Annotated in this window: 22 protein-coding genes; 2 read left to right on the top strand and 20 right to left on the bottom strand. The window is 46.2% G+C overall.

Features of this window, described 5'->3' with window-relative positions; translation table 11 throughout:
- Window positions 1–17 precede the first annotated feature (17 nt).
- Window positions 18–917 (top strand): prenyltransferase, encoded by a 900-nt coding sequence (locus ACIQZ3_RS00290; RefSeq protein ID WP_397389599.1) that lies wholly within the window; start codon window positions 18–20, stop codon window positions 915–917.
- 58 nt (window positions 918–975) lie between these two features.
- Here the strand turns inward: ACIQZ3_RS00290 and ACIQZ3_RS00285 are convergent, their stop codons facing one another.
- A complete protein-coding gene (locus tag ACIQZ3_RS00285) occupies window positions 976–1,056 on the bottom strand; it encodes a YgaP-like transmembrane domain (protein WP_397389706.1) in 81 nt (26 codons plus the stop codon).
- A 21-nt stretch (window positions 1,057–1,077) separates the two neighbouring features.
- On the opposite strand from ACIQZ3_RS00285, the gene ACIQZ3_RS00280 reads away from it, so the two are divergent.
- A complete protein-coding gene (locus ACIQZ3_RS00280; RefSeq protein ID WP_397389598.1) occupies window positions 1,078–1,362 on the top strand; it encodes a high-potential iron-sulfur protein in 285 nt (94 codons plus the stop codon).
- A 64-nt stretch (window positions 1,363–1,426) separates the two neighbouring features.
- On the opposite strand, the gene ACIQZ3_RS00275 is transcribed toward ACIQZ3_RS00280, so the two are convergent.
- The 19 genes from ACIQZ3_RS00275 to leuD all read right to left on the bottom strand — a co-directional run bounded on the left by ACIQZ3_RS00275 (window position 1,427) and on the right by leuD (window position 18,652).
- Window positions 1,427–1,948: a Crp/Fnr family transcriptional regulator gene (locus ACIQZ3_RS00275; RefSeq protein ID WP_397389597.1), complete on the bottom strand. Its 522-nt coding sequence runs from the start codon at window positions 1,946–1,948 to the stop codon at window positions 1,427–1,429.
- 9 nt (window positions 1,949–1,957) lie between these two features.
- Window positions 1,958–2,143, bottom strand: coding sequence for a hypothetical protein (locus ACIQZ3_RS00270; protein WP_397389596.1), 186 nt, complete (start codon window positions 2,141–2,143; stop codon window positions 1,958–1,960).
- Window positions 2,140–2,763, bottom strand: coding sequence for a class I SAM-dependent methyltransferase (locus ACIQZ3_RS00265; RefSeq protein WP_397389595.1), 624 nt, complete (start codon window positions 2,761–2,763; stop codon window positions 2,140–2,142). Before ACIQZ3_RS00265 ends, ACIQZ3_RS00270 begins: the two co-directional genes overlap by 4 nt.
- Window positions 2,764–2,796: 33 nt before the next feature.
- Window positions 2,797–4,005: an O-succinylhomoserine sulfhydrylase gene (locus ACIQZ3_RS00260; protein WP_397389594.1), complete on the bottom strand. Its 1,209-nt coding sequence runs from the start codon at window positions 4,003–4,005 to the stop codon at window positions 2,797–2,799.
- A gap of 69 nt (window positions 4,006–4,074) precedes the next feature.
- A complete protein-coding gene (gene purF, locus ACIQZ3_RS00255) occupies window positions 4,075–5,613 on the bottom strand; it encodes an amidophosphoribosyltransferase (RefSeq protein ID WP_397389593.1) in 1,539 nt (512 codons plus the stop codon).
- Window positions 5,614–5,617: 4 nt separating this feature from the next.
- A complete protein-coding gene (locus ACIQZ3_RS00250) occupies window positions 5,618–6,184 on the bottom strand; it encodes a CvpA family protein (RefSeq protein WP_397389592.1) in 567 nt (188 codons plus the stop codon).
- Window positions 6,184–6,990: an SPOR domain-containing protein gene (locus ACIQZ3_RS00245; protein ID WP_397389591.1), complete on the bottom strand. Its 807-nt coding sequence runs from the start codon at window positions 6,988–6,990 to the stop codon at window positions 6,184–6,186. Before ACIQZ3_RS00245 ends, ACIQZ3_RS00250 begins: the two co-directional genes overlap by 1 nt.
- 3 nt (window positions 6,991–6,993) lie before the next feature.
- Window positions 6,994–8,319, bottom strand: coding sequence for a bifunctional tetrahydrofolate synthase/dihydrofolate synthase (folC, locus tag ACIQZ3_RS00240; protein WP_397389590.1), 1,326 nt, complete (start codon window positions 8,317–8,319; stop codon window positions 6,994–6,996).
- 5 nt (window positions 8,320–8,324) lie between these two features.
- Window positions 8,325–9,212 (bottom strand): acetyl-CoA carboxylase, carboxyltransferase subunit beta, encoded by an 888-nt coding sequence (gene accD, locus ACIQZ3_RS00235; protein ID WP_397389589.1) that lies wholly within the window; start codon window positions 9,210–9,212, stop codon window positions 8,325–8,327.
- Window positions 9,213–9,234: 22 nt separating this feature from the next.
- On the bottom strand, window positions 9,235–10,032 hold the full coding sequence (gene trpA / locus ACIQZ3_RS00230) for a tryptophan synthase subunit alpha (protein WP_397389588.1): 798 nt from the start codon (window positions 10,030–10,032) through the stop codon (window positions 9,235–9,237).
- A gap of 48 nt (window positions 10,033–10,080) precedes the next feature.
- A complete protein-coding gene (gene trpB / locus ACIQZ3_RS00225) occupies window positions 10,081–11,274 on the bottom strand; it encodes a tryptophan synthase subunit beta (RefSeq protein ID WP_397389587.1) in 1,194 nt (397 codons plus the stop codon).
- A gap of 32 nt (window positions 11,275–11,306) precedes the next feature.
- Window positions 11,307–11,981 (bottom strand): phosphoribosylanthranilate isomerase, encoded by a 675-nt coding sequence (locus ACIQZ3_RS00220; protein ID WP_397389586.1) that lies wholly within the window; start codon window positions 11,979–11,981, stop codon window positions 11,307–11,309.
- A gap of 36 nt (window positions 11,982–12,017) precedes the next feature.
- The gene (locus ACIQZ3_RS00215) at window positions 12,018–12,944 is read right to left on the bottom strand and encodes a M23 family metallopeptidase (protein WP_397389585.1); all 927 of its coding nucleotides are present in this window, start codon (window positions 12,942–12,944) and stop codon (window positions 12,018–12,020) included.
- Window positions 12,945–12,959: 15 nt separating this feature from the next.
- Entirely contained in the window at window positions 12,960–13,388 is a 429-nt protein-coding gene (locus tag ACIQZ3_RS00210) for a polymer-forming cytoskeletal protein (protein ID WP_397389584.1), read from the bottom strand.
- A 91-nt stretch (window positions 13,389–13,479) separates the two neighbouring features.
- Window positions 13,480–14,316 carry a tRNA pseudouridine(38-40) synthase TruA gene (truA, locus tag ACIQZ3_RS00205; protein WP_397389583.1) on the bottom strand — a complete coding sequence of 279 codons (837 nt, stop codon included), beginning with the start codon at window positions 14,314–14,316 and terminating at the stop codon, window positions 13,480–13,482.
- An 8-nt stretch (window positions 14,317–14,324) separates the two neighbouring features.
- Entirely contained in the window at window positions 14,325–15,710 is a 1,386-nt protein-coding gene (locus ACIQZ3_RS00200) for a FimV family protein (protein ID WP_397389582.1), read from the bottom strand.
- Window positions 15,710–16,867: an aspartate-semialdehyde dehydrogenase gene (asd, locus tag ACIQZ3_RS00195; RefSeq protein ID WP_397389581.1), complete on the bottom strand. Its 1,158-nt coding sequence runs from the start codon at window positions 16,865–16,867 to the stop codon at window positions 15,710–15,712. Before asd ends, ACIQZ3_RS00200 begins: the two co-directional genes overlap by 1 nt.
- Window positions 16,868–16,907: 40 nt before the next feature.
- Window positions 16,908–17,981: a 3-isopropylmalate dehydrogenase gene (leuB, locus tag ACIQZ3_RS00190; RefSeq protein WP_397389580.1), complete on the bottom strand. Its 1,074-nt coding sequence runs from the start codon at window positions 17,979–17,981 to the stop codon at window positions 16,908–16,910.
- Between the two features lie 23 nt (window positions 17,982–18,004).
- Complete coding sequence (leuD, locus tag ACIQZ3_RS00185; protein ID WP_397389579.1) at window positions 18,005–18,652, bottom strand: 3-isopropylmalate dehydratase small subunit; 648 nt, start codon at window positions 18,650–18,652, stop codon at window positions 18,005–18,007.
- Window positions 18,653–18,656: the final 4 nt, after the last annotated feature.

Raw genomic sequence — 18,656 nt, 5'->3', positions numbered from 1 at the left:
AGATTTCTAAATTACTGATGAGTAGTATCAAAAATTTCTTTTTGGCAACAAGGCCAAACTTCTTAATCATCACCCTATTGGGCTGCTGTATTGGCCTGTCATTTCCAAGTCTTGGAATTAAATCATCATGGATTGTTAATCTCCTGGCAATCTTAGTAGCGATGCTTGCACATTCAGGTGCAAATCTACTAAATGACTACTGTGATCATCGCAATGGTAGCGATGAGAATAATGATGAGCGCATCACCCCCTATACAGGTGGTGGTCGATATATACAGAATCAAATCTTAAGTCCTAGACAAATTTACTTATCAGCACTCGTATTGCTGGGTCTAGCTGCAATTTCAGGTCTCTATATCTGTAGCGTTACAACTTGGGAGCTACTCCCCATTGGGCTGGTTGGCATCTGCATGGCTTGGGGATACTCGGCGCCACCCTTACAGCTCATGTCTAGAGGCATCTTGGGTGAACTGGCAATTGCGATTGCATGGTCCAGCCTTGTAGTGGGTATGGCAAGTTTACAGATTGCTAAATTGGCGGCATCAGCAATTCCCGTTGGCTTGACGTTTGGATTAATGATATCGAACATCCTATTGGTCAATCAAATACCCGACATCAATGCAGATAAAGCGGCTGGCAAGAATACCTTGGCAGTTCAATGCAAAAATAAACAAATATGGGTCTGGCAAATCCTAATTTTGTTAAGTGGATTCGCGCTTCAATTCATGAGTATTTATGATGGAACACTACCAAAATACACCTTGATAACATTGGCCTGTGTTCCGGGGTTTGCTTATTGCGCTTCTATACTTCGCAATCGCGCCAACATAAAGGCTCAGCTGAAATTGACGATACAAGTCAATCTATTAACTGTGCATTTGTATGCAATATTGCTATTGACTGGAATGTTTCTCTAGAAATAAAAAATGCGCTTACTAGATTTTCATCCAAGCAAGCGCATCAATATGAGTGGGATTATTTAGAGCAACTGCTACCGCTTGTATTGATTCCTAATAATATATAGGCTGGACAGAATTTGAATAATCCAGTTGCCAAAGGAACAGTCGTCGCCAATTTATGATTTTGTCCGCTGCTGGCGCTTGCACCTTGGCTTTGAACGGAAAAGTTCAAGCTCAAGCAATGGTTTCTGAAGCTGATCCGCAAGCTGCTGCTTTGGGTTACAAAGCTGTTGCCACATCAGTTGATAAAGCAAAGTATGCAAAATACGCAGCTGGACAAGAATGCGATAACTGCGCTTTGTTCCAAGGCAAAGTTGGCGATGCAACTGGCGGCTGCTCTTTGTTTGGCACTAAGAAAGTTGCTGGCAAAGGCTGGTGCTCTGCTTATGCTAAAAAGGCTTAATACCAAATTAGCTTCTGTATTGAATAAAAAAGCTGCTTCGGCAGCTTTTTTATCGCCTAGCAATTTATGCGCTAGCTTGTGAGAACGCTTTTAACTTCTCAATACTTGGTATTTGAACGCTCAAGCGAGAGGCATTTGAAATGATTCCCTGGTCTGCCATAGAGGCTAGAGCCCTGCTAATAGTCTCAAATTTCACATCCATCATAAGACCCATATCCTCACGCTTAAATGCAGGTGCGACAGCCATATCACCAGAAACCTTAGCAACCCTTAAAAAGAAACGAGCTAAACGCACTTCAATGCGACCGGTATTGATTTCAGAGAACCAAGACTCCGATTGAGCAAGAGCTTCGCCCCATTTCTTAACAATCTGGCGATGTAAACGCGGCGACTCTTCGCCTAAGGATGAAATAATCCTCTTAGGAATGCGGCAAAGATGAATATTGGATAGTGCAGCAGCTGAATGTGTGTAGGTATCGCCTAGCAATGATTCCATGCCAAATAAGTCACCAGGGACTACAAGACGGACAATTCTTCCGGAGCCGTCGGAATTGATGTGAAGTAATTTGATGTAACCATCCCTCAAGGTATATACCTAATCAGCCGCATCACCTTGTGTATAAATTCTGGAGTTAGCCTCAAATCTTAAATCGTCAATCGGCTCATGGATCTTAGAAAAGTCTTCTTCATTTAGCTCGGCAAAAAGAACTGAACTACGTATTGAGCAAGCATTGCAATCGCTATTACCTTGCCAGGCACTCTTAATTTCGATGGTCTTCATGCGCTCTTTTTAGCAACCATACCGAGTAAGGCTGACATTCCAGTATGTCTCGGCCCCTCAGATAACTCTTTTTCGTAGCACTCTAGTTCGAGGATTTCAAATCCTTGACTGAGTTCACGCATCATTTCTTCAGTGTACAGGTGCTCAATTAAAGATGGGCCACCCGTTTTATATTCCAATTGCTTGGGTGTATAGCCTTGCAGAATAAATAGGCCGCCAGGCTTCAAAGTCTGATGTACTTGCTTAAAAATCCTGGCACGCATTTCTGGGTCAGCAAATTGGATGAAGATACCAATGACTGCATCATAAGTATTCTCCCGCCAATCAAAACCATCGGTATCACAGAGGCTATATTGGATGCTAACTTGATTCTCATTGGCAAATTGCTTAGCCTTAGCAAGAGCAATATCAGAAACATCAAAGCCGGTGACACGCATTCCCTGCTTTGCAAGCCAAACGCCATTACGCCCTTCTCCATCGGCAATGCAGAGAACAGAATTATTGGGTTTTAGATATTGAGCAGTTTTCTGAACAAGGAATTCATTTGGCTCTTTGCCAAAGATAAATTCTTCCTTATCAAAACGCTCATTCCAGAACTGGGTAGCATCAGCAAAACTCATTTAGGCTCTGACCTTCACTTAGCGTTTATGAAATTACTTCTTCAGACCGCCAACGAGGTCATTCTTTAAATCAAGCACATTTTCAAGTCCAACCGCGATACGAACAAGGCCATCGGTAATGCCGGCAGCTTTACGTGCTTCTGGAGTAACGCGGCAGTGAGTTGTAGTTGCAGGATGCGTAATCGTGGTGCGAGTGTCACCCAGATTTGCAGTGATTGAACAAAGCCTGGTTTGATTGATGAGTTTGAATGCAGCCTTCTTGCCACCCTTCAAAGTGAAAGACAAGATGGCGCCACTCGCTTTTTGTTGACGTTTAGCCAAAGCATGCTGAGGATGTGACTTCAGGCCAGGATGATAGACACGATCTACCCCTGGCTGCTTTTCTAGCCATTGAGCGATTTCTAAAGCATTCTGACTCTGCTGCTTCATGCGCAGCTCAAGAGTCTCTAAACCTTTTAAGAATACCCAAGCATTGAACGCTGAGAGTGTTGGTCCAGCTGTTCTTACATAGGGAAATACTTTACCCATGATGAAATCATTGCTACCCACAATAGCGCCGCCAACCACTCTGCCCTGACCATCTAAATACTTCGTTGCCGAATGAATGACTACATCAGCGCCTAATACTAGCGGTCTTTGTAAAGCTGGTGTGCAGAAACAGTTATCGACCGCAAACAGAGCCTTTGCCTTCTTTGCAATCTTAGAAATAGCTTTGATATCTGCAATTTCAGTTAATGGATTTGAAGGCGTTTCCAAATAAAACAACTTGGTATTTTCTTGAACGGCATTCTGCCAAGCCTTGGTATTAGCCAAGTCTACATAAGTAGTGGTGATGCCAAAGCGTCCCAAGATGTTGCTAAACAATTGGATGGTGGCACCAAATACAGAGCGAGAGCAAACCACATGGTCACCCGCCTGCAGATGAGACATTGCCATTGTCAAAATCGCAGCCATTCCTGAGGAAGTTGCAATGCAGGCTTCACCACCCTCTAAGGCAGCAAGACGATCCTGAAACATGCTGACTGTAGGATTGGTGAAACGAGAATAAATAAAGCCTTGATCTGCATGAGCAAATCCATCTGCAGCCAATTCAGCGCTATCGAAGCAAAAGCTAGAAGTCAGGAACATCGCCTCTGAATGCTCTTGATATTCAGCGGTGCGACGAGTTCCAGCGCGAACCGCTAAGGTTTCAAGCGCAAGTTTTGAGAAATCAGGTTTTTTGCGGGTAGTTTTACTCTTCATACCGCTATTTTGACACCGAATTACAGAATTGCCTCAGACACGCATGTCTGAGGAACTCGATCGTTGTTTTTAGTCTTCTGTAGCCAAATGCAAATGCAGTTGTGAACGCGCAAAGTCGCTGGAGTCACGTTGGCGATCGGCCTTGGCTTCAGAGGTATTTCGAGCCGCCTCTAAAGCATCCAGATAGGATTCATTAATGTCGCCCGTGACGTAGAAACCATCGAAACACGAGGCTTCAAAGTGCTGGATGTTTGGGTTGATATCTTTCACAGCCTGCTTCATATCTTCAACGCTTTGGTAGATCAACTGATCGGCGCCGATCATCTTATTGATCTCTTCATCTGTACGACCATAGGCAACCAACTCGCTACGGGTCGGCATATCAATGCCATAGACATTCGGGAACCGAACGGGAGGTGCAGCAGAAGCAAAAATGACTTTCTTGGCACCAGACTCACGCGCCATCTGAACAATCTCAAATGAAGTTGTGCCGCGGACAATAGAGTCATCCACGATCAAGACCGTCTTATCCTTGAACTCAATACGCATGGCATTCAGTTTTTGACGAACAGATTTCTTGCGAACAGCCTGACCAGGCATGATGAAGGTTCTACCAATATAGCGGTTCTTAAAGAAGCCTTCACGGTAATCGACACCCAAACGTTTAGCAACTTGCATTGCCGCTGGACGACTAGAATCCGGTATCGGCATCACAACATCAATCTCACCTGGAATCGTTTCTTTACGAATTTTCTCGGCAAGGTAATCACCCATGCGCATGCGCACGTTGTAAACGGTAACGCCATCAATTGTCGAATCAGGACGAGCCATGTAAACGTATTCGAAAATGCAAGGCGTCAGAACTGCATCGACTACGCATTGACGTGAATAAAAATTACCGTCTAAATCAATATAAATAGCCTCGCCAGGGTTTACATCGCGAACAAAAGTAAAGCCAAGACCGTCAAGTGCGACTGACTCAGAGGCAATCATCCACTCTGGTCCCTTAGGTGTGTCAATACGTCCAATACATAAAGGGCGAATACCAAATGGATCGCGGAAAGCCAATAAGCCATAACCAGCTATCAACGAAACAACAGCATAGGAACCCTTAACGCGCTTAGCAACCTGGGTAACGGCGTTAAACATAGCGCCCTCATCTAATGCAGCGCTATTAGTTTCTTTTTGAAGTTCATCAGCAAGCACATTCAAAAGAACTTCTGTATCAGAGCTGGTATTGATATGGCGACGATCGCGATAAGCCATCTCTACGCGTAAGCTGGCTGCATTGGTAAGGTTGCCGTTGTGCGCCAAGATAATTCCATATGGAGCGCTAACGTAAAACGGTTGCGCCTCTTCTTCGCTACTAGCAGAGCCAGCGGTTGGGTAGCGCACCTGACCAATGCCGGCGCTACCTATCAAACTACGCATATTGCGGGTTCTAAATACATCTCGCACCAAACCATTTGCCTTATGCATCGTGAATGAGTTGCCATTCATTGTTGCCATGCCGGCAGCATCTTGGCCGCGATGTTGCAAGAGCAACAAAGCGTCATATATGAGTTGATTAACTGGGGAGTGGGAAACTGTTCCAACGACGCCGCACATAAGCCTAGATCCCTATTGTTAATGAAGGTGTAATGGTGGGTGTAATTTTAGGCATTGCATCACCTAATTGTTTTGCCCAATCGGCTGGAAGCCAATTTTTAATTAAACCAGTTGCCATATCGATAGCTGGGCGGGTAATTGCTTTTTGCCAAGCCACGCTTTGAGGAATTGGGGTCAAAGCCGCTAATGTTGCCATGACAACCACCACTAAACCGCCACGAGCTAAGCCAAAAATAAGACCCAGAAAACGATCTGTCATGCTGAGCCCAGCAGACAAGATGATTTTTTGAATCACATTACCAACCAAACCACAAACAATCAAAGTCAAAATAAATAAAATCAGAAAGCTCACGCCCAAGCTTAGGAGCTCATCCATATGAAAGGTCGATAACCACTCAACAGAAAGATAGTTGGTGTAGTGATAAGCAACCCAGGATGCAACAAACCAAGACGCCAGTGCCAGCACTTCTTTAAACAGACCTCGAGAAATGCCTACCAAAGCAGAAACCAATAGCACTACTAGGGTGAAGTAATCCACCGTAGTTAACTTCAAGGTGGATAAATATTCCATTAAGGCGCTCCAACCTCAACAAGCCTTGGAGATAAGCCCATAGCTTTGACTTTTTTCTCAGCAGCTTCAGCCGCATCCTTGTCAGCAAATGGACCCGCTCTCAGAACATAAAGCTTTACACCGTCAGTACCCGTTTTGTTGATTACGTAATTCGGAATCTTTTGATCCTTCATCTTCGCGATCCAACCTTTAGCGCGATCTTCTGAAGCAAAGGCGCCAATCTGAATAACGTACTTACCAGTACCTACCTTTTTCGGAAGCTCTTCAGGTTTTGCTTTGGCAGTTGTATTGGGTGCAGCAACCACCTCTTCACCAGCAGCCAATCCAATAGAGTTAGCTTTAGCTGTTGCGGGCGCTGGTTTAGAGTCTGCCTTAGCCTCAGGTTTTGCTTCGGGAGTTGGCGTAACTACAACTTCTTTTGTTTGAACGACTTCTTTTTGTTTTGCAGGGGTTTCAACTGCTGTAACTGGCTTCGCTTTTTCATCATTTGCAGGCATTGCAGCATTAGGCGCTGGGAGGCTAGTAACGATATTTACAGCAATGTCGTTGTTTACAGACTTTGACTTGTTATCCAAGACACGAGGTAAGCCAACTACTGCGATTAATACCAATACAGCGGCACCAATAAGACGATGTCGGGCACGCTGCTGCTCAGGATCTTCGGTAAGTGCAAGCTCTTCATTTTCTTGAGCGCGCTGAAAACTGCGGGGGGCTAATTTATTGACGGTACGACGACCCCTCACTGAACCTCGATCAAGGTCTTCAGTCTCAGGGTTTCGCTTAAAAAGCTTCGGTAAACGAATCATGGATCAATGCGCCTGGTTGTTTCGATATGCCATTACGCCGGCAACGGTATAGAAGGATCCGAAGATGACAATTCTATCACCCTCACCCGCCTTAGAAAGGGCTTTTTGATACGCTGCAGCAGGATCTGGGAAGCATTCAATGCCGCCATCTTCACCTTTTTTTACGGATACACCCAGCTCTACTAGCTTCTCGGATAAAACGGTAGCACTAGCGGCACGTGAGGTTGGTAAATCCGTACAAAACCAGAAGTCCACGCTACCCAATAGGGGTTTAACAACACCAGCAATATCCTTATCCACCATTGCACCAAAGATGGCGTAGGTGTAGGGGTGATAGCCCATTTTCTCCAAGCCCTGACCCAGAGTGGCAGCCGCATGCGGATTGTGGGCGACATCCAGAACAACGGTAGGTTGGCCAGGAAGTACCTGGAAGCGGCCAGGCAGCTCTACTAATGCAAACCCATTACGAATATCTTGGGCGCTAACTGGTAGGCGCTGATGCAATGCCATCAGAGCTGCGATGACCGCAGAGGCATTCAGAATCTGATTGGCACCCCGTAGAGCGGGATAACCAAGGCCACTAAAGCGTTTTTGACGCCCTGCCCAACCCCACTGCTGTTTATCGCCTTGGAAGTTATAGTCACGGCCTTGTAACCATAAGTCACAACCTAGGCTTTCGGCGTAATCAATAAGAGATTGTGGCGGCACTGGATCGCCACAAACCGCTATCGCACCAGGGCGAAAAATTCCTGCTTTTTCCCGTCCAATAGCTTCACGAGTTCCACCCAGAAAATCAGCATGGTCAATATCAATGCTGGTCACTATTGCGCAATCCGCATCAACGATATTGACGGCATCAAGGCGTCCACCCATACCAACCTCAAGCACAACAGCATCTAAATTCGCTTTAGAAAATAAATGCATGATTGCTAAGGTGGTGAATTCAAAATACGTCAGAGTTGGAGCATCTACCAGGCTGACTCGAGCCTTTTCAACGACAGCAAAATGCTCTACTAAGAGATCATCTTTTACCTCTTCACCATTGACTCGAGCGCGCTCGTTGAAGCTGAGCAAATGTGGTGACATATGGCAACCAACCTTATAGCCAGATGCCAACAAAATGCTTTCGAGATAAGCGCAAGTTGAGCCCTTGCCATTGGTGCCGGCCACTGTAATAACGGGGCATTCGAAATGAAGACCTAAGGCTGCCTTGACGCGATTAATGCGGTCAAGACCCATGTCGATACCGACGGGGTGAGCTGTTTCGAGGTGGCTAAGCCAAGCCGTTAGGCTAGAAAAAAGAATGGGGGGTTGGTGTGCGGAACTCAAGCGCTTTATACAGCTGCGCTACCCGCAATCGCAGGCTCAGGAAGCTGCTGGAGTAAAGCCAACAGTCGGGCAATTTCACCGCGCATTTGGCGACGATCCACAATCATGTCAATGCCACCCTTTTGCATCAAAAACTCAGAACGCTGAAAGCCTTCGGGTAATTTTTCACGAACAGTTTGCTCGATAACGCGTGGGCCTGCAAAACCAATTAATGCCTTTGGCTCAGCCATCACGACATCCCCCATAAAGGCGAAGCTAGCAGAAATTCCACCCATCGTTGGATCGGTTAAGACGCTGATATATGGCAAACCTTTTTTAGATAGCAAGGTCAACATCGAGTTCGTCTTAGCCATCTGAAATAAGGAAAGCAAGCTTTCTTGCATGCGCGCACCGCCAGTTGCCGTGATGCAAATGAAGGCACACTTCTTAGCGATGGCTTCTTGAACACCACGCGCAAACCGCTCACCAACTACTGAACCCATTGAGCCGCCCATGTACTGGAACTCGAAACACGCTGCTACAACAGGAATGCTTTCAATCTTGCCACCAAGAACGATTAAGGCCTCAGACTCACCAGAGGCATCATTAGCCTCTTTAATACGGTCTGGATATTTCTTGGAATCTTTGAAATTCAGTGGGTCAGTTGGATAGATGTCAGCACCAATTTCGTAGCGACCCTTTTCATCCAACAAACTATCCAAACGCAAACGCGCACCGATGCGCATATGGTGACTGCATTTAGGGCAAACCGAGAGATTAGCTTCAATATCTGTGCTGTAAAGGACGGTTTCACAGCTGGGGCACTTCACCCAAAGTCCTTCGGGAACGGATTTGCGGTTAGCGGGATCCGTATGTTGGATTTGTGGGGGTAGTAATTTATCGATCCAGCTCATCAGTTTTTAACTATCCAGTGCATTAACTATCTAAAGCGACGCGAATTTCACGTATGAAGGTTTCAAGTGATTGTACCGCCTGGCCAGGGGCAGAATCCTCCAAAAGTCGAATAATTCGGCTACCAATTACCACCGCATCCGCTGTTTTTGATACCGCACGGGCACTTTCAGCGTCATTAATGCCAAAACCCACGGCAATTGGGATGGAGGTGGCTTCACGGATCTTAGGAATGATGCTGGCGACATCCTGGGTATTGAGATGGGATGCACCAGTTACACCGCGCATGGACACGTAATAGATATAACCAGAAGCCATTTTGGCCGCATCCTTTATACGTTCTGGTGATGAAGTCGGTGCCAATAGAAAAATTGGATCAACTCCGGCAATCTTCATACGGGCAGCGAAGTCCTCGCACTCTTCCGGAGGGTAGTCCACCACAAGAACACCATCCACACCGGCGGCTTTGGCTTCAGTTGCAAAGCGCTCTGCCCCCATTTGTTCCACAGGATTAGCGTAGCCCATCAAAACTACCGGGGTATTGGTATCCAGCTTCCGAAACTCTTTCACCATATCCAAGCAACCGTGCAAGGTAACGCCCTGAATAAGCGCCCTTTCAGATGATCGCTGAATTACAGGGCCATCAGCCATCGGGTCAGAAAAAGGAACTCCGAGCTCGATCACATTTGCGCCACCACGAACCATTGCATGCATTAACTCAACTGTGAGTTTTGGATCTGGGTCTCCGGCAGTAATAAAAGGAATGAGACCTTTCTTGCCAGAAGCTTTTAGTTCATTAAAGAGTGCGGTAATTTTTGACATGGCAATTCGTAATTATTATTTTTATGTGAGTTCGTGAGTGACTTCGAATTAACCTTCGGAGCCAGTAGCTTGTGCAACGGTATGCATATCTTTATCACCACGGCCAGACAGATTCACCAAGATTGTTTTATCTTTAGAGAGTGTTGGCGCCAATTTGCAAGCATATGCAATAGCATGTGAAGACTCTAAAGCAGGAATGATGCCCTCAATGCGACAGCAATCATGGAAAGCCTTCAGAGCCTCTTCGTCAGTTACTGCAACATAATCAGCGCGACCTGAATCTTTTAACCAAGCATGCTCAGGTCCAACGCCGGGATAGTCCATACCAGCAGAAACAGAATGTGTTTCAGAGATCTGACCATTCTCATCTTGTAATAGATAAGTGCGGTTACCATGCAATACGCCTGGCTTACCAACGCAAAGTGCAGCGGAGTGAAGGCCGCTATTTAGGCCATGGCCTGCCGCTTCAACACCAACCAATTTCACCTCTGGGTAATCGATGTAGGGATAGAAAATACCCATTGCATTAGAGCCGCCACCAACACATGCCATGACAAAGTCAGGCTGACGCCCAGTCATTTCAGGCATCTGCACTTTGCACTCTTCACCGATCACACTCTGAAAATCTCGGACCATCATCGGATATGGGTGAGGACCTGCAACAGTGCCAATGATGTAGAAAGTGTCTTCCACGTTGGTAACCCAATCTCGCATTGCCTCATTGAGCGCATCTTTGAGGGTTTTTGTTCCTGATTCAACAGGTACTACTTTTGCACCAAGCAATTTCATACGAAATACGTTTTGAGCTTGACGCGCTACGTCAACAGACCCTTGATACACGGTGCAATCCAAGCCAAAGCGTGCGCAAATAGTTGCAGTAGCAACACCATGCTGCCCTGCTCCCGTTTCAGCAATGATGCGTGGTTTACCCATACGCTTAGCCAGCATCGCTTGACCAATGACGTTATTAATTTTATGTGCGCCGGTGTGATTTAAATCTTCGCGCTTGAGATAGATTTGCGCACCACCCAGCATCTCACTCCAACGCTTGGCGTGATAGACCGGCGATGGGCGACCTACAAAATGCTTGAGCTCGTAATGAAACTCTTCTAAGAATTCTGGATCGTATTGGTATTTTGCATAAGCCGCTTTGAGTTCATCCAAAGCGAACATGAGTGTCTCAGAAACAAATACGCCACCGTAAGGACCGAAGTGTCCTCGTGCATCTGGCTTATCGTACATAAATACCTCTTTTGATTAGTTGCAGCAAATAATTAGGATGATGTGCTTGCATCTGCGGCTCGCACTGCCTCAATAAACTGCTTCATCAAGGCGTGATCTTTTACACCCTTGCTAATTTCAACGCCGCTAGAGACGTCAACCGCGCAAGGATGCAGGCGAGCAATCGCTTCGCCCACGTTGTGAACGTTCAATCCACCACTCAAAACGACCCGAGGCGCGTTTGCGATTATCCATGCTTGTGGAATTCCTGACCAATCAAAAGGAGCGCCCCCTCCACCGTATCCCTCAACGAGAGCGTCGAGCAAAAAGGCGTTTGCTAGCCTATATTGTAGGGAAAAATCATCAAATGCGAAGCCTGCCCCAACGCGTGCAGCCTTCATCCATGGCCGCCCTGCAGCCAGGCGCTCACAGTCCTCAGGGGACTCATCCCCATGAAACTGCCATAAGGTAATGGAGGCGGCCGCCCTGATAGCCTCAAATTCAGCATCTGTGGCATTAACAACCAAGCCAACGGCATCAACCCCTGCTGGTAGCCTGGAAATTAATGCGGCGGCAATATTGGGGGTAACAGACCTTGGGCTCGGTGCATAGAAGACGAAGCCAACGGCATCCACCCCGGCGGCAACCGCAGCATCCACATCTGCAGGTGTCTTGAGACCGCAGATTTTGACCCTGGTACGGCCAGGAGAGTTGGTAAGTAAGCCCATAAGCCCTAATAATAAGGGGTATGGAGATTCTGCGCCCTATTGGCTGATGAACTGACCTATCAGGATCTGGGATGGATCAATTAACCTGCCATCCTTTAGCACCTCGTAGTGAAGGTGCGGACCCGTAGCTCTTCCAGTTGAACCAACACGAGCAACCATTTGACCCCTCCGAACTTCTTGCCCTTCCGCCGCCAGAAGTTCGCTGGCATGGGCATACCTAGTTTGAATACCATCCCGGTGGTCTATCACGAGCAAGTTTCCATAGACCGGGTCACGCAATGCTTTTGATACCCTGCCAATGCCGGCGGACACGATCGGAGTTCCAGGAGGCGCCTGAAAATCAACACCTAAATGCTCACTCCAAGTATTTTTGAAAGGGTCCAGCCTTTTTCCATAGCCGCTAGAAATTGAAATGCGGTCCTGTAGTGGCATACCTGTTGGTGAGGCCTCAAGCCAAGAAACATAACTTACCCAATGCTCGGATAATTTATTTAAGTGCTCGTTATTTCGCCTCATGTCCTGCAGAGAATCTTGAAGTGCATTCATGAGGCTGGGGGTTTTCTCAGAACGAGTTGGGCTGATAAATGGGCCACCAACTGAATGTGCTTTAGGTCTGTCCTTTTGGATTACCGGCGGTGTAGCAAGTACTGATAACTTTTGATTGCTAATTTGCAAGTCGTTAATCTTAAGCTGGTAGATAGAAACTTGTTTTTCTATCTCTATTAACTTTTGACGATAAAAGGTATTGAGGTTTTCAAGCTCAACTGCAGTATGAACATTTCCAAGCTTACGGGCAAGCTGAGGGTTGTATTCAATTGCCATCTGAAAACCCATGTATTGCAGAAAAACGCCTAATAAAATTAACGATAAAGCAAATCCACAAGCACCAAACAACAGATGTTTTAGTGTTAAATTAACACGGTGTATCTTGCCAACAGCACCTGAGACCCAAAAAATTTGCATTTGAATTAAGCGGTATTAAATTTTTTGCATTGCCTGAGCAATCAGTACATCTGCAGTTTGTGAAGGCGACTCACTATCAGCTTGTCTAAGCTTGCCTTCAAGCCTGGCGCCTACCTGCATACCCAGAGTGCCGTAAGTTATATCACCGCTAACAAAGGCGGTATCAAGCAATTCAACACGGTCGGAAGAAAAAATATTGCCTTGGAGATTCCCAGAAACAATTACATGCTTAGCTCGAATATCCCCAGTTACAGTTGCACCCTTTGCAATAGCAACAGTTGTTTCGTAACCATCTTCCTGCAGAATATTTCCATTCACAAGACCGTCAATTCGAACGCTACTACGTAGCAATAAGTTGCCGTCGACCCTTAAACTGGAACCAATAATTGTTTCAAAACTCTCAACGGATTTACCTAGCGTTTGATTGGATTTGGACTTGAACATGAGACACCCATTAATTTGCAGATGGTGATCATCTCAAAAAAAACTATTCATGCCATTGCCCTAGGGGCTAATAGACGGAGTTAATACGACTCTAGACTTGATCCAAAGTCAAAAAAGGAGGCAACCAAGAATTTGAAAGCCAGGGTTTTGGGATGTGAAACTCGTCTGGATAGGCTATTTTAGCCAAATAAAGCCCTGCCGGCGAAAACGTAGGTGCAGCAATGCTACGATCTTTGGCAGCCAAGACTTCTGCCATCCATTCCGCTTTTTGCTTGCCAACGCCGATTTGAATAAAGCTGCCGACTAGATTGCGCACCATGTGATGCAAGAAGGCATTACCTTTGATCTTGAAATACAGCCAGGGTTCATTCGAGAAAATCTCAATGGAATACATTGTTTTTACTGGAGTCTTACTTTGACACTCTGAAGATCGAAATGAGGTGAAATCATGTTCACCAATTAAACATTCGGCAGCTTCTCTCATAGATTCAACATCAAACCAACGATCTGCTGGAAGCATGACATAGCCCGCACGATCTGCCGCCATTGGAGAGCGGCATGGGCCGGCATGTAATGCATAGATATAGGTACGCTCATGCGCCGAATATCGAGCGCTAAATTCTTCAGAGACAGCTTGAGCCCAATTGACCACAATCGACTCAGGCAAGAAGGCATTCACTCCCCTGACCCACGACCAGTTTTCTCGCTCAACTTCAACATCAAAGTGAACAACCTGGCCTAGAGCATGAACTCCCGTATCTGTCCTGCCGGCGGTGATTACGCGAATGGGATTGGATTTCAGCGCATCAATACCAACAAAAGCTGAAATTGCTTTTTCTAGTTCATCTTGAATCGTATTCTGATTAACTTGTGACTGCCATCCTGAATAAGGGCTGCCATCATATTGGAGGCCTAGTGCGATGCGCATAGTGCCGCTTAAGAATTACGGCGTGACAGCTCAGCCAATAAACCCTGAGCCTCTATCGTTATTTCAGGATCAATTGAACTGCCAATATGGACGATTTCTTGAAGTGACTTCTTGGCAGCTGAAAAATCTTCTATGGTGATGTAGGCTCGGGCTAGATTGAGCTTGACACGAAGGGCATCAGCAAGTGGATTGACCTCAGCAACTGGAGGCTGAGTAGATTTCTTAATAGGCGTTAAATCCAGATCAATTCCTGTGAATAATGCTTTTGCACGATCAGGCATTGCACTATGAGCCGGATGATGCTCCTTGGTAATTGAGGTAACTTTAGGTATTTCACCTGAAAAATTGGGCACTTCAGAACGACGGGCATTTTTGGCCAACAACCACAACAGTAGACCCGTAAGACCCATTAATACCAGCGCAAAGATCGCCGGCGCAAATCCGCCCAAATCAAAAGAGCCATCATTGTTTGTGGATGAGGCCGACTTACCCTTAGCCTGGTCAATCAATCGCTGTAAATCAGCAATATTCTTTTCAAGTTCGGCGACACGCACCCGCGTCTGCTCCAGCACTTTTTCTTGCGCAACCAAATCTTCTGTGTAGCGGAGCTCTTCAGAGCCACCTTCAGCACTTGATCCAATTTTGAGTCGATCTTTTGCAGGAGTATCCGTACCATTTTTTAAAATGGTACTACCCTGCGCCCCACCCCTTGCATCTTGAATAGCTAACCACTGAGCATTAGACTCGGCTAAAAATTGCTGAGCCTCTGCGGGACTAATAGAGCGCAATAAAGCCTGATTGGGTTGATTAAGTTCAGCGCCGGCCTCGAGACGATTGATGCCGCCACTAGCAAATGCATCTGGATTAGCTTTAAACAAAGCCATCATGGTTTGATCCAATGTGGCACCCTGCATTTGCGGTGCTAATTGCGCCGCAATTTCTGATAAGGTTTGACCGGGTCTGACTAGAATTTTCTGAACATCGCCCAATAGCAATGTATAGGTTTTGGTAACACTGCCCGCAGACCAATTCAGAGTTACCAAGACATCCAAAAATGGATCATCTGTCATTGGTACCGACTCAACTGTCTCCAACAAGACCATCAACCGCTCTTGTTGGTTACGATAAATCATCGCTTGAGGATTCAGGGCAAGTATCTTTTGTGAGATCCCTAAACGATCGTAGGCCGTCTTGTTCGAAATCGCAACATTCAAACTCGAGAGTGCGGATTGTTCATCCACGCCAACTCGAATCGGAAACTCTACCTTGAGCGGCTCACCAGGTCCGGAAAGTAGCTTTGGAGAACCAAGAGAAATGGCCCCTACCGCACACGACCAACTTAGCCAAACTAAGCAAAGCGCTCTTGCAAACTGAATTTGGCTAAATCTGAACATTAGTGCTCAAGCAAGATGCGGAGCATACGGCGCAATGGCTCTGCAGCGCCCCACAAGAGTTGATCACCAACAGTAAAGGCACCAAGGTATTCAGGGCCCATCGCCATCTTATGGAGACGGCCAATAGGTACAGACAAGGTGCCGCTAATTGCAGCTGGAGACAATTCGCGCTCAGTGGTCTCACGATCATTTGGAATAACCTTAACCCACTGATTATCGTTAGCCAAAATAGTTTCGATTTCATTTAACGGAATATCTTTTTTGAGTTTGACTGTTAGGCCCTGAGAGTGGCAACGCATCGCGCCAACACGAACGCACAAGCCATCAATTGGAATACTTCCAGTAGTTCTAAATGCAGGTCGACCTAAGATCTTATTAAATTCAGCACCGCCCTTCCACTCCTCTTTAGTCTGACCATTCTCAACAGGAACATCAATCCAAGGAATCAAGCTACCAGCTAAAGGTGTATTGCGGAAGTTTTTCTTAGGAAAATCTGGTGAACGCAACGTCTCGGTAATTTTTCGATCGATATCTAAGATCCAAGAAGATGGATCGGCTAACTCTATGGCAACGCTGTCACGTAATGCACCCATTTGCAATAGAAGTTCGCGCATATTCTGTGCACCAGCACCAGAAGCTGCCTGATAAGTCATAGCGCTAATCCACTCAACCATGTCAGCCTTAACTAAGCCACCCATAGCCATCATCATTAAGCTAACTGTACAGTTACTACCAACCCAGTTTTTTCCACCAGCAGCCAATGCCTTATCAATCACTGGACGATTTACCGGATCCAAAACTAAAACAGCATCTTCCTTCATGCGCAATGCACTAGCCGCATCAATCCAATGACCTTGCCATCCAGCAGCGCGAAGTTTAGGGAAAATCTCATTGGTGTAGTCACCACCCTGGCAAGTCAAAATAATGTCGCAACGCGAGAGTGCTTTGATGTCATTCGCATCAAGCAAAGTATTTTCACTCTTGGTAACTTTCTGGCCATTCAAGCGCGGTACTTCACCGCCAGCCTGACTAGTGCTAAAAAATACAGGTTCAATAAGATCAAAATCCCTCTCAGCGAGCATTCTCCCCATGAGAACGCTACCAACCATACCGCGCCAGCCAACTAAGCCTACCAATGGAGTTTTTGTATTTGCCATGATGAATGATCTATTGAGTGTATTTAAGTAAGGTGATGCGTTATTTTGAAAGAACGGCAACTACAGCATCGCCCATTTCAACAGTAGAAACTTTTTTCGTGCCTTCGGTATAGATGTCAGCAGTACGCAAGCCTTGCGATAAGACCTTTTGCACTGCCGCCTCAATGCGATCGGCTTCTGACGGCATGCCCAATGAATAACGCAACATCATGGCAGCAGAAAGAATGGTTGCCAATGGATTGGCGATACCTTTGCCAGCAATATCCGGCGCAGACCCATGGCTTGGCTCGTACAAACCTTTATTGTTTTTATCTAATGATGCTGATGGCAACATACCAATGGATCCAGTCAACATAGACGCTTCATCAGAGAGAATATCTCCGAACAAGTTGCCAGTGACTACAACATCAAATGCTTTAGGTGCCTTTACTAATTGCATCGCTGCGTTATCAACATACATATGCGATAACTCAACGTCCTGATATTCTTTTCCCACACGAATCATGACATCACGCCACAGTTGCGATGTCTCAAGAACGTTAGCTTTATCCACGCTACATACTTTTTTACCGCGCTTACGTGCAGCTTCAAAAGCAACACGGCCAATGCGCTCTACCTCTGGCTCGCTGTAATGCATCATGTCGTAGCCTTCACGTGCGCCCTTAAACAACGGGAGCTCAGAAGTACGAATACCGCGTGGCTGACCAAAGTAGATATCGCCATTGAGCTCACGAATAATTAAGATATCTAAGCCGCTAACGATTTCAGGCTTCAGGCTAGAAGCAGCAGTTAATTCGTCATAACAAATTGCAGGTCTGAAATTGGCAAACAATTCCAAATGTTTGCGTAAACCCAAGATAGCCTGTTCAGGCCGGAGTTCACGAGCCAAGGTGTCATATTTCCAGTCACCTACAGCGCCGAACAAAATGGCATCGGATTTTTTAGCAAGCTCTAATGTTGCGGGTGGCAATGGATGGCCTGCAACATCGTAAGCGGCACCGCCAACTGTGGCAAACTCAAGGTCAAATATAAGGCCGAGCGCGTTTAGTACCTTAACGGCTTCAGCAACGATTTCCGGGCCGATACCATCGCCCGGTAGGACTGCAATTTTCATGAAAGACCTTTAACTCTATAAAACTACGGCAGTTGTGTCGCAAGCCAAGGCATCTTGAGGATGCGCTCAGCTTCGTAAGCCTTGATTTTATCTGCATGTTGCAGGGTTAAGCCAATATCGTCTAAGCCGTTCAGCAGGCAATGCTTTCTGAATGGGGCCACATCAAAGCTATAGGCGGTCCCGTCAGGGGTAATGACTTGCTGGGCTTCCAGGTCAATAGTGAGCTGATAGCCACTAAAAGCGAGGGTTTCATTGAATAAATGGTCAAGCTGTATCTCTGAAAGAACAATAGGTAGAAGACCATTTTTAAAGCAATTGTTGTAAAAGATGTCCGCAAAGCTAGGCGTAATAACAGCTCTAAAGCCATATTGATCCAAAGCCCAAGGGGCGTGCTCACGGGAACTGCCGCAGCCAAAGTTCTTACGAGCCAGCAAAATACCGGCATCTTTATAGCGTGGCTGATTTAAAACAAAATCTGGGTTCATTGGGCGGTTACTGCAATCCTGACCAGGCTCGCCATGGTCTAAATAGCGCCACTCATCAAACAAATTTTGCCCAAAACCTGTTTTCTTAATGGATTTTAAGAATTGCTTAGGAATGATGGCGTCGGTATCCACGTTCTCGCGATTAAGCGGAGCAACCAATCCTTTGTATACCGTAAATTTTTCCATAATG

The organism is Polynucleobacter sp. (assembly GCF_044342855.1).
Taxonomy (GTDB): Bacteria; Pseudomonadota; Gammaproteobacteria; order Burkholderiales; family Burkholderiaceae; genus Polynucleobacter.
Note: the sequence above shows the minus strand (reverse complement) of the source record. Positions and strands in the feature narration are given on the sequence as shown.

What these genes read in the sequence shown, in the direction of transcription:
- ACIQZ3_RS00290 (WP_397389599.1), top strand. Translation starts at nt 18, where the DNA reads ATGAGTAGTATCAAAAATTTCTTTTTGGCAACAAGGCCAAACTTCTTA.
- ACIQZ3_RS00250 (WP_397389592.1), bottom strand. Translation starts at nt 6,184, where the DNA reads ATGGAATATTTATCCACCTTGAAGTTAACTACGGTGGATTACTTCACC.
- ACIQZ3_RS00270 (WP_397389596.1), bottom strand. Translation starts at nt 2,143, where the DNA reads ATGAAGACCATCGAAATTAAGAGTGCCTGGCAAGGTAATAGCGATTGC.
- leuB (WP_397389580.1), bottom strand. Translation starts at nt 17,981, where the DNA reads ATGAAAATTGCAGTCCTACCGGGCGATGGTATCGGCCCGGAAATCGTT.
- ACIQZ3_RS00220 (WP_397389586.1), bottom strand. Translation starts at nt 11,981, where the DNA reads ATGGGCTTACTTACCAACTCTCCTGGCCGTACCAGGGTCAAAATCTGC.
- ACIQZ3_RS00260 (WP_397389594.1), bottom strand. Translation starts at nt 4,005, where the DNA reads ATGAAGAGTAAAACTACCCGCAAAAAACCTGATTTCTCAAAACTTGCG.
- ACIQZ3_RS00245 (WP_397389591.1), bottom strand. Translation starts at nt 6,990, where the DNA reads ATGATTCGTTTACCGAAGCTTTTTAAGCGAAACCCTGAGACTGAAGAC.
- purF (WP_397389593.1), bottom strand. Translation starts at nt 5,613, where the DNA reads ATGTGCGGCGTCGTTGGAACAGTTTCCCACTCCCCAGTTAATCAACTC.
- trpA (WP_397389588.1), bottom strand. Translation starts at nt 10,032, where the DNA reads ATGTCAAAAATTACCGCACTCTTTAATGAACTAAAAGCTTCTGGCAAG.
- asd (WP_397389581.1), bottom strand. Translation starts at nt 16,867, where the DNA reads ATGGCAAATACAAAAACTCCATTGGTAGGCTTAGTTGGCTGGCGCGGT.
- leuD (WP_397389579.1), bottom strand. Translation starts at nt 18,652, where the DNA reads ATGGAAAAATTTACGGTATACAAAGGATTGGTTGCTCCGCTTAATCGC.
- ACIQZ3_RS00200 (WP_397389582.1), bottom strand. Translation starts at nt 15,710, where the DNA reads ATGTTCAGATTTAGCCAAATTCAGTTTGCAAGAGCGCTTTGCTTAGTT.
- ACIQZ3_RS00210 (WP_397389584.1), bottom strand. Translation starts at nt 13,388, where the DNA reads ATGTTCAAGTCCAAATCCAATCAAACGCTAGGTAAATCCGTTGAGAGT.
- ACIQZ3_RS00215 (WP_397389585.1), bottom strand. Translation starts at nt 12,944, where the DNA reads ATGCAAATTTTTTGGGTCTCAGGTGCTGTTGGCAAGATACACCGTGTT.
- ACIQZ3_RS00265 (WP_397389595.1), bottom strand. Translation starts at nt 2,763, where the DNA reads ATGAGTTTTGCTGATGCTACCCAGTTCTGGAATGAGCGTTTTGATAAG.
- ACIQZ3_RS00280 (WP_397389598.1), top strand. Translation starts at nt 1,078, where the DNA reads ATGATTTTGTCCGCTGCTGGCGCTTGCACCTTGGCTTTGAACGGAAAA.
- accD (WP_397389589.1), bottom strand. Translation starts at nt 9,212, where the DNA reads ATGAGCTGGATCGATAAATTACTACCCCCACAAATCCAACATACGGAT.
- truA (WP_397389583.1), bottom strand. Translation starts at nt 14,316, where the DNA reads ATGCGCATCGCACTAGGCCTCCAATATGATGGCAGCCCTTATTCAGGA.
- trpB (WP_397389587.1), bottom strand. Translation starts at nt 11,274, where the DNA reads ATGTACGATAAGCCAGATGCACGAGGACACTTCGGTCCTTACGGTGGC.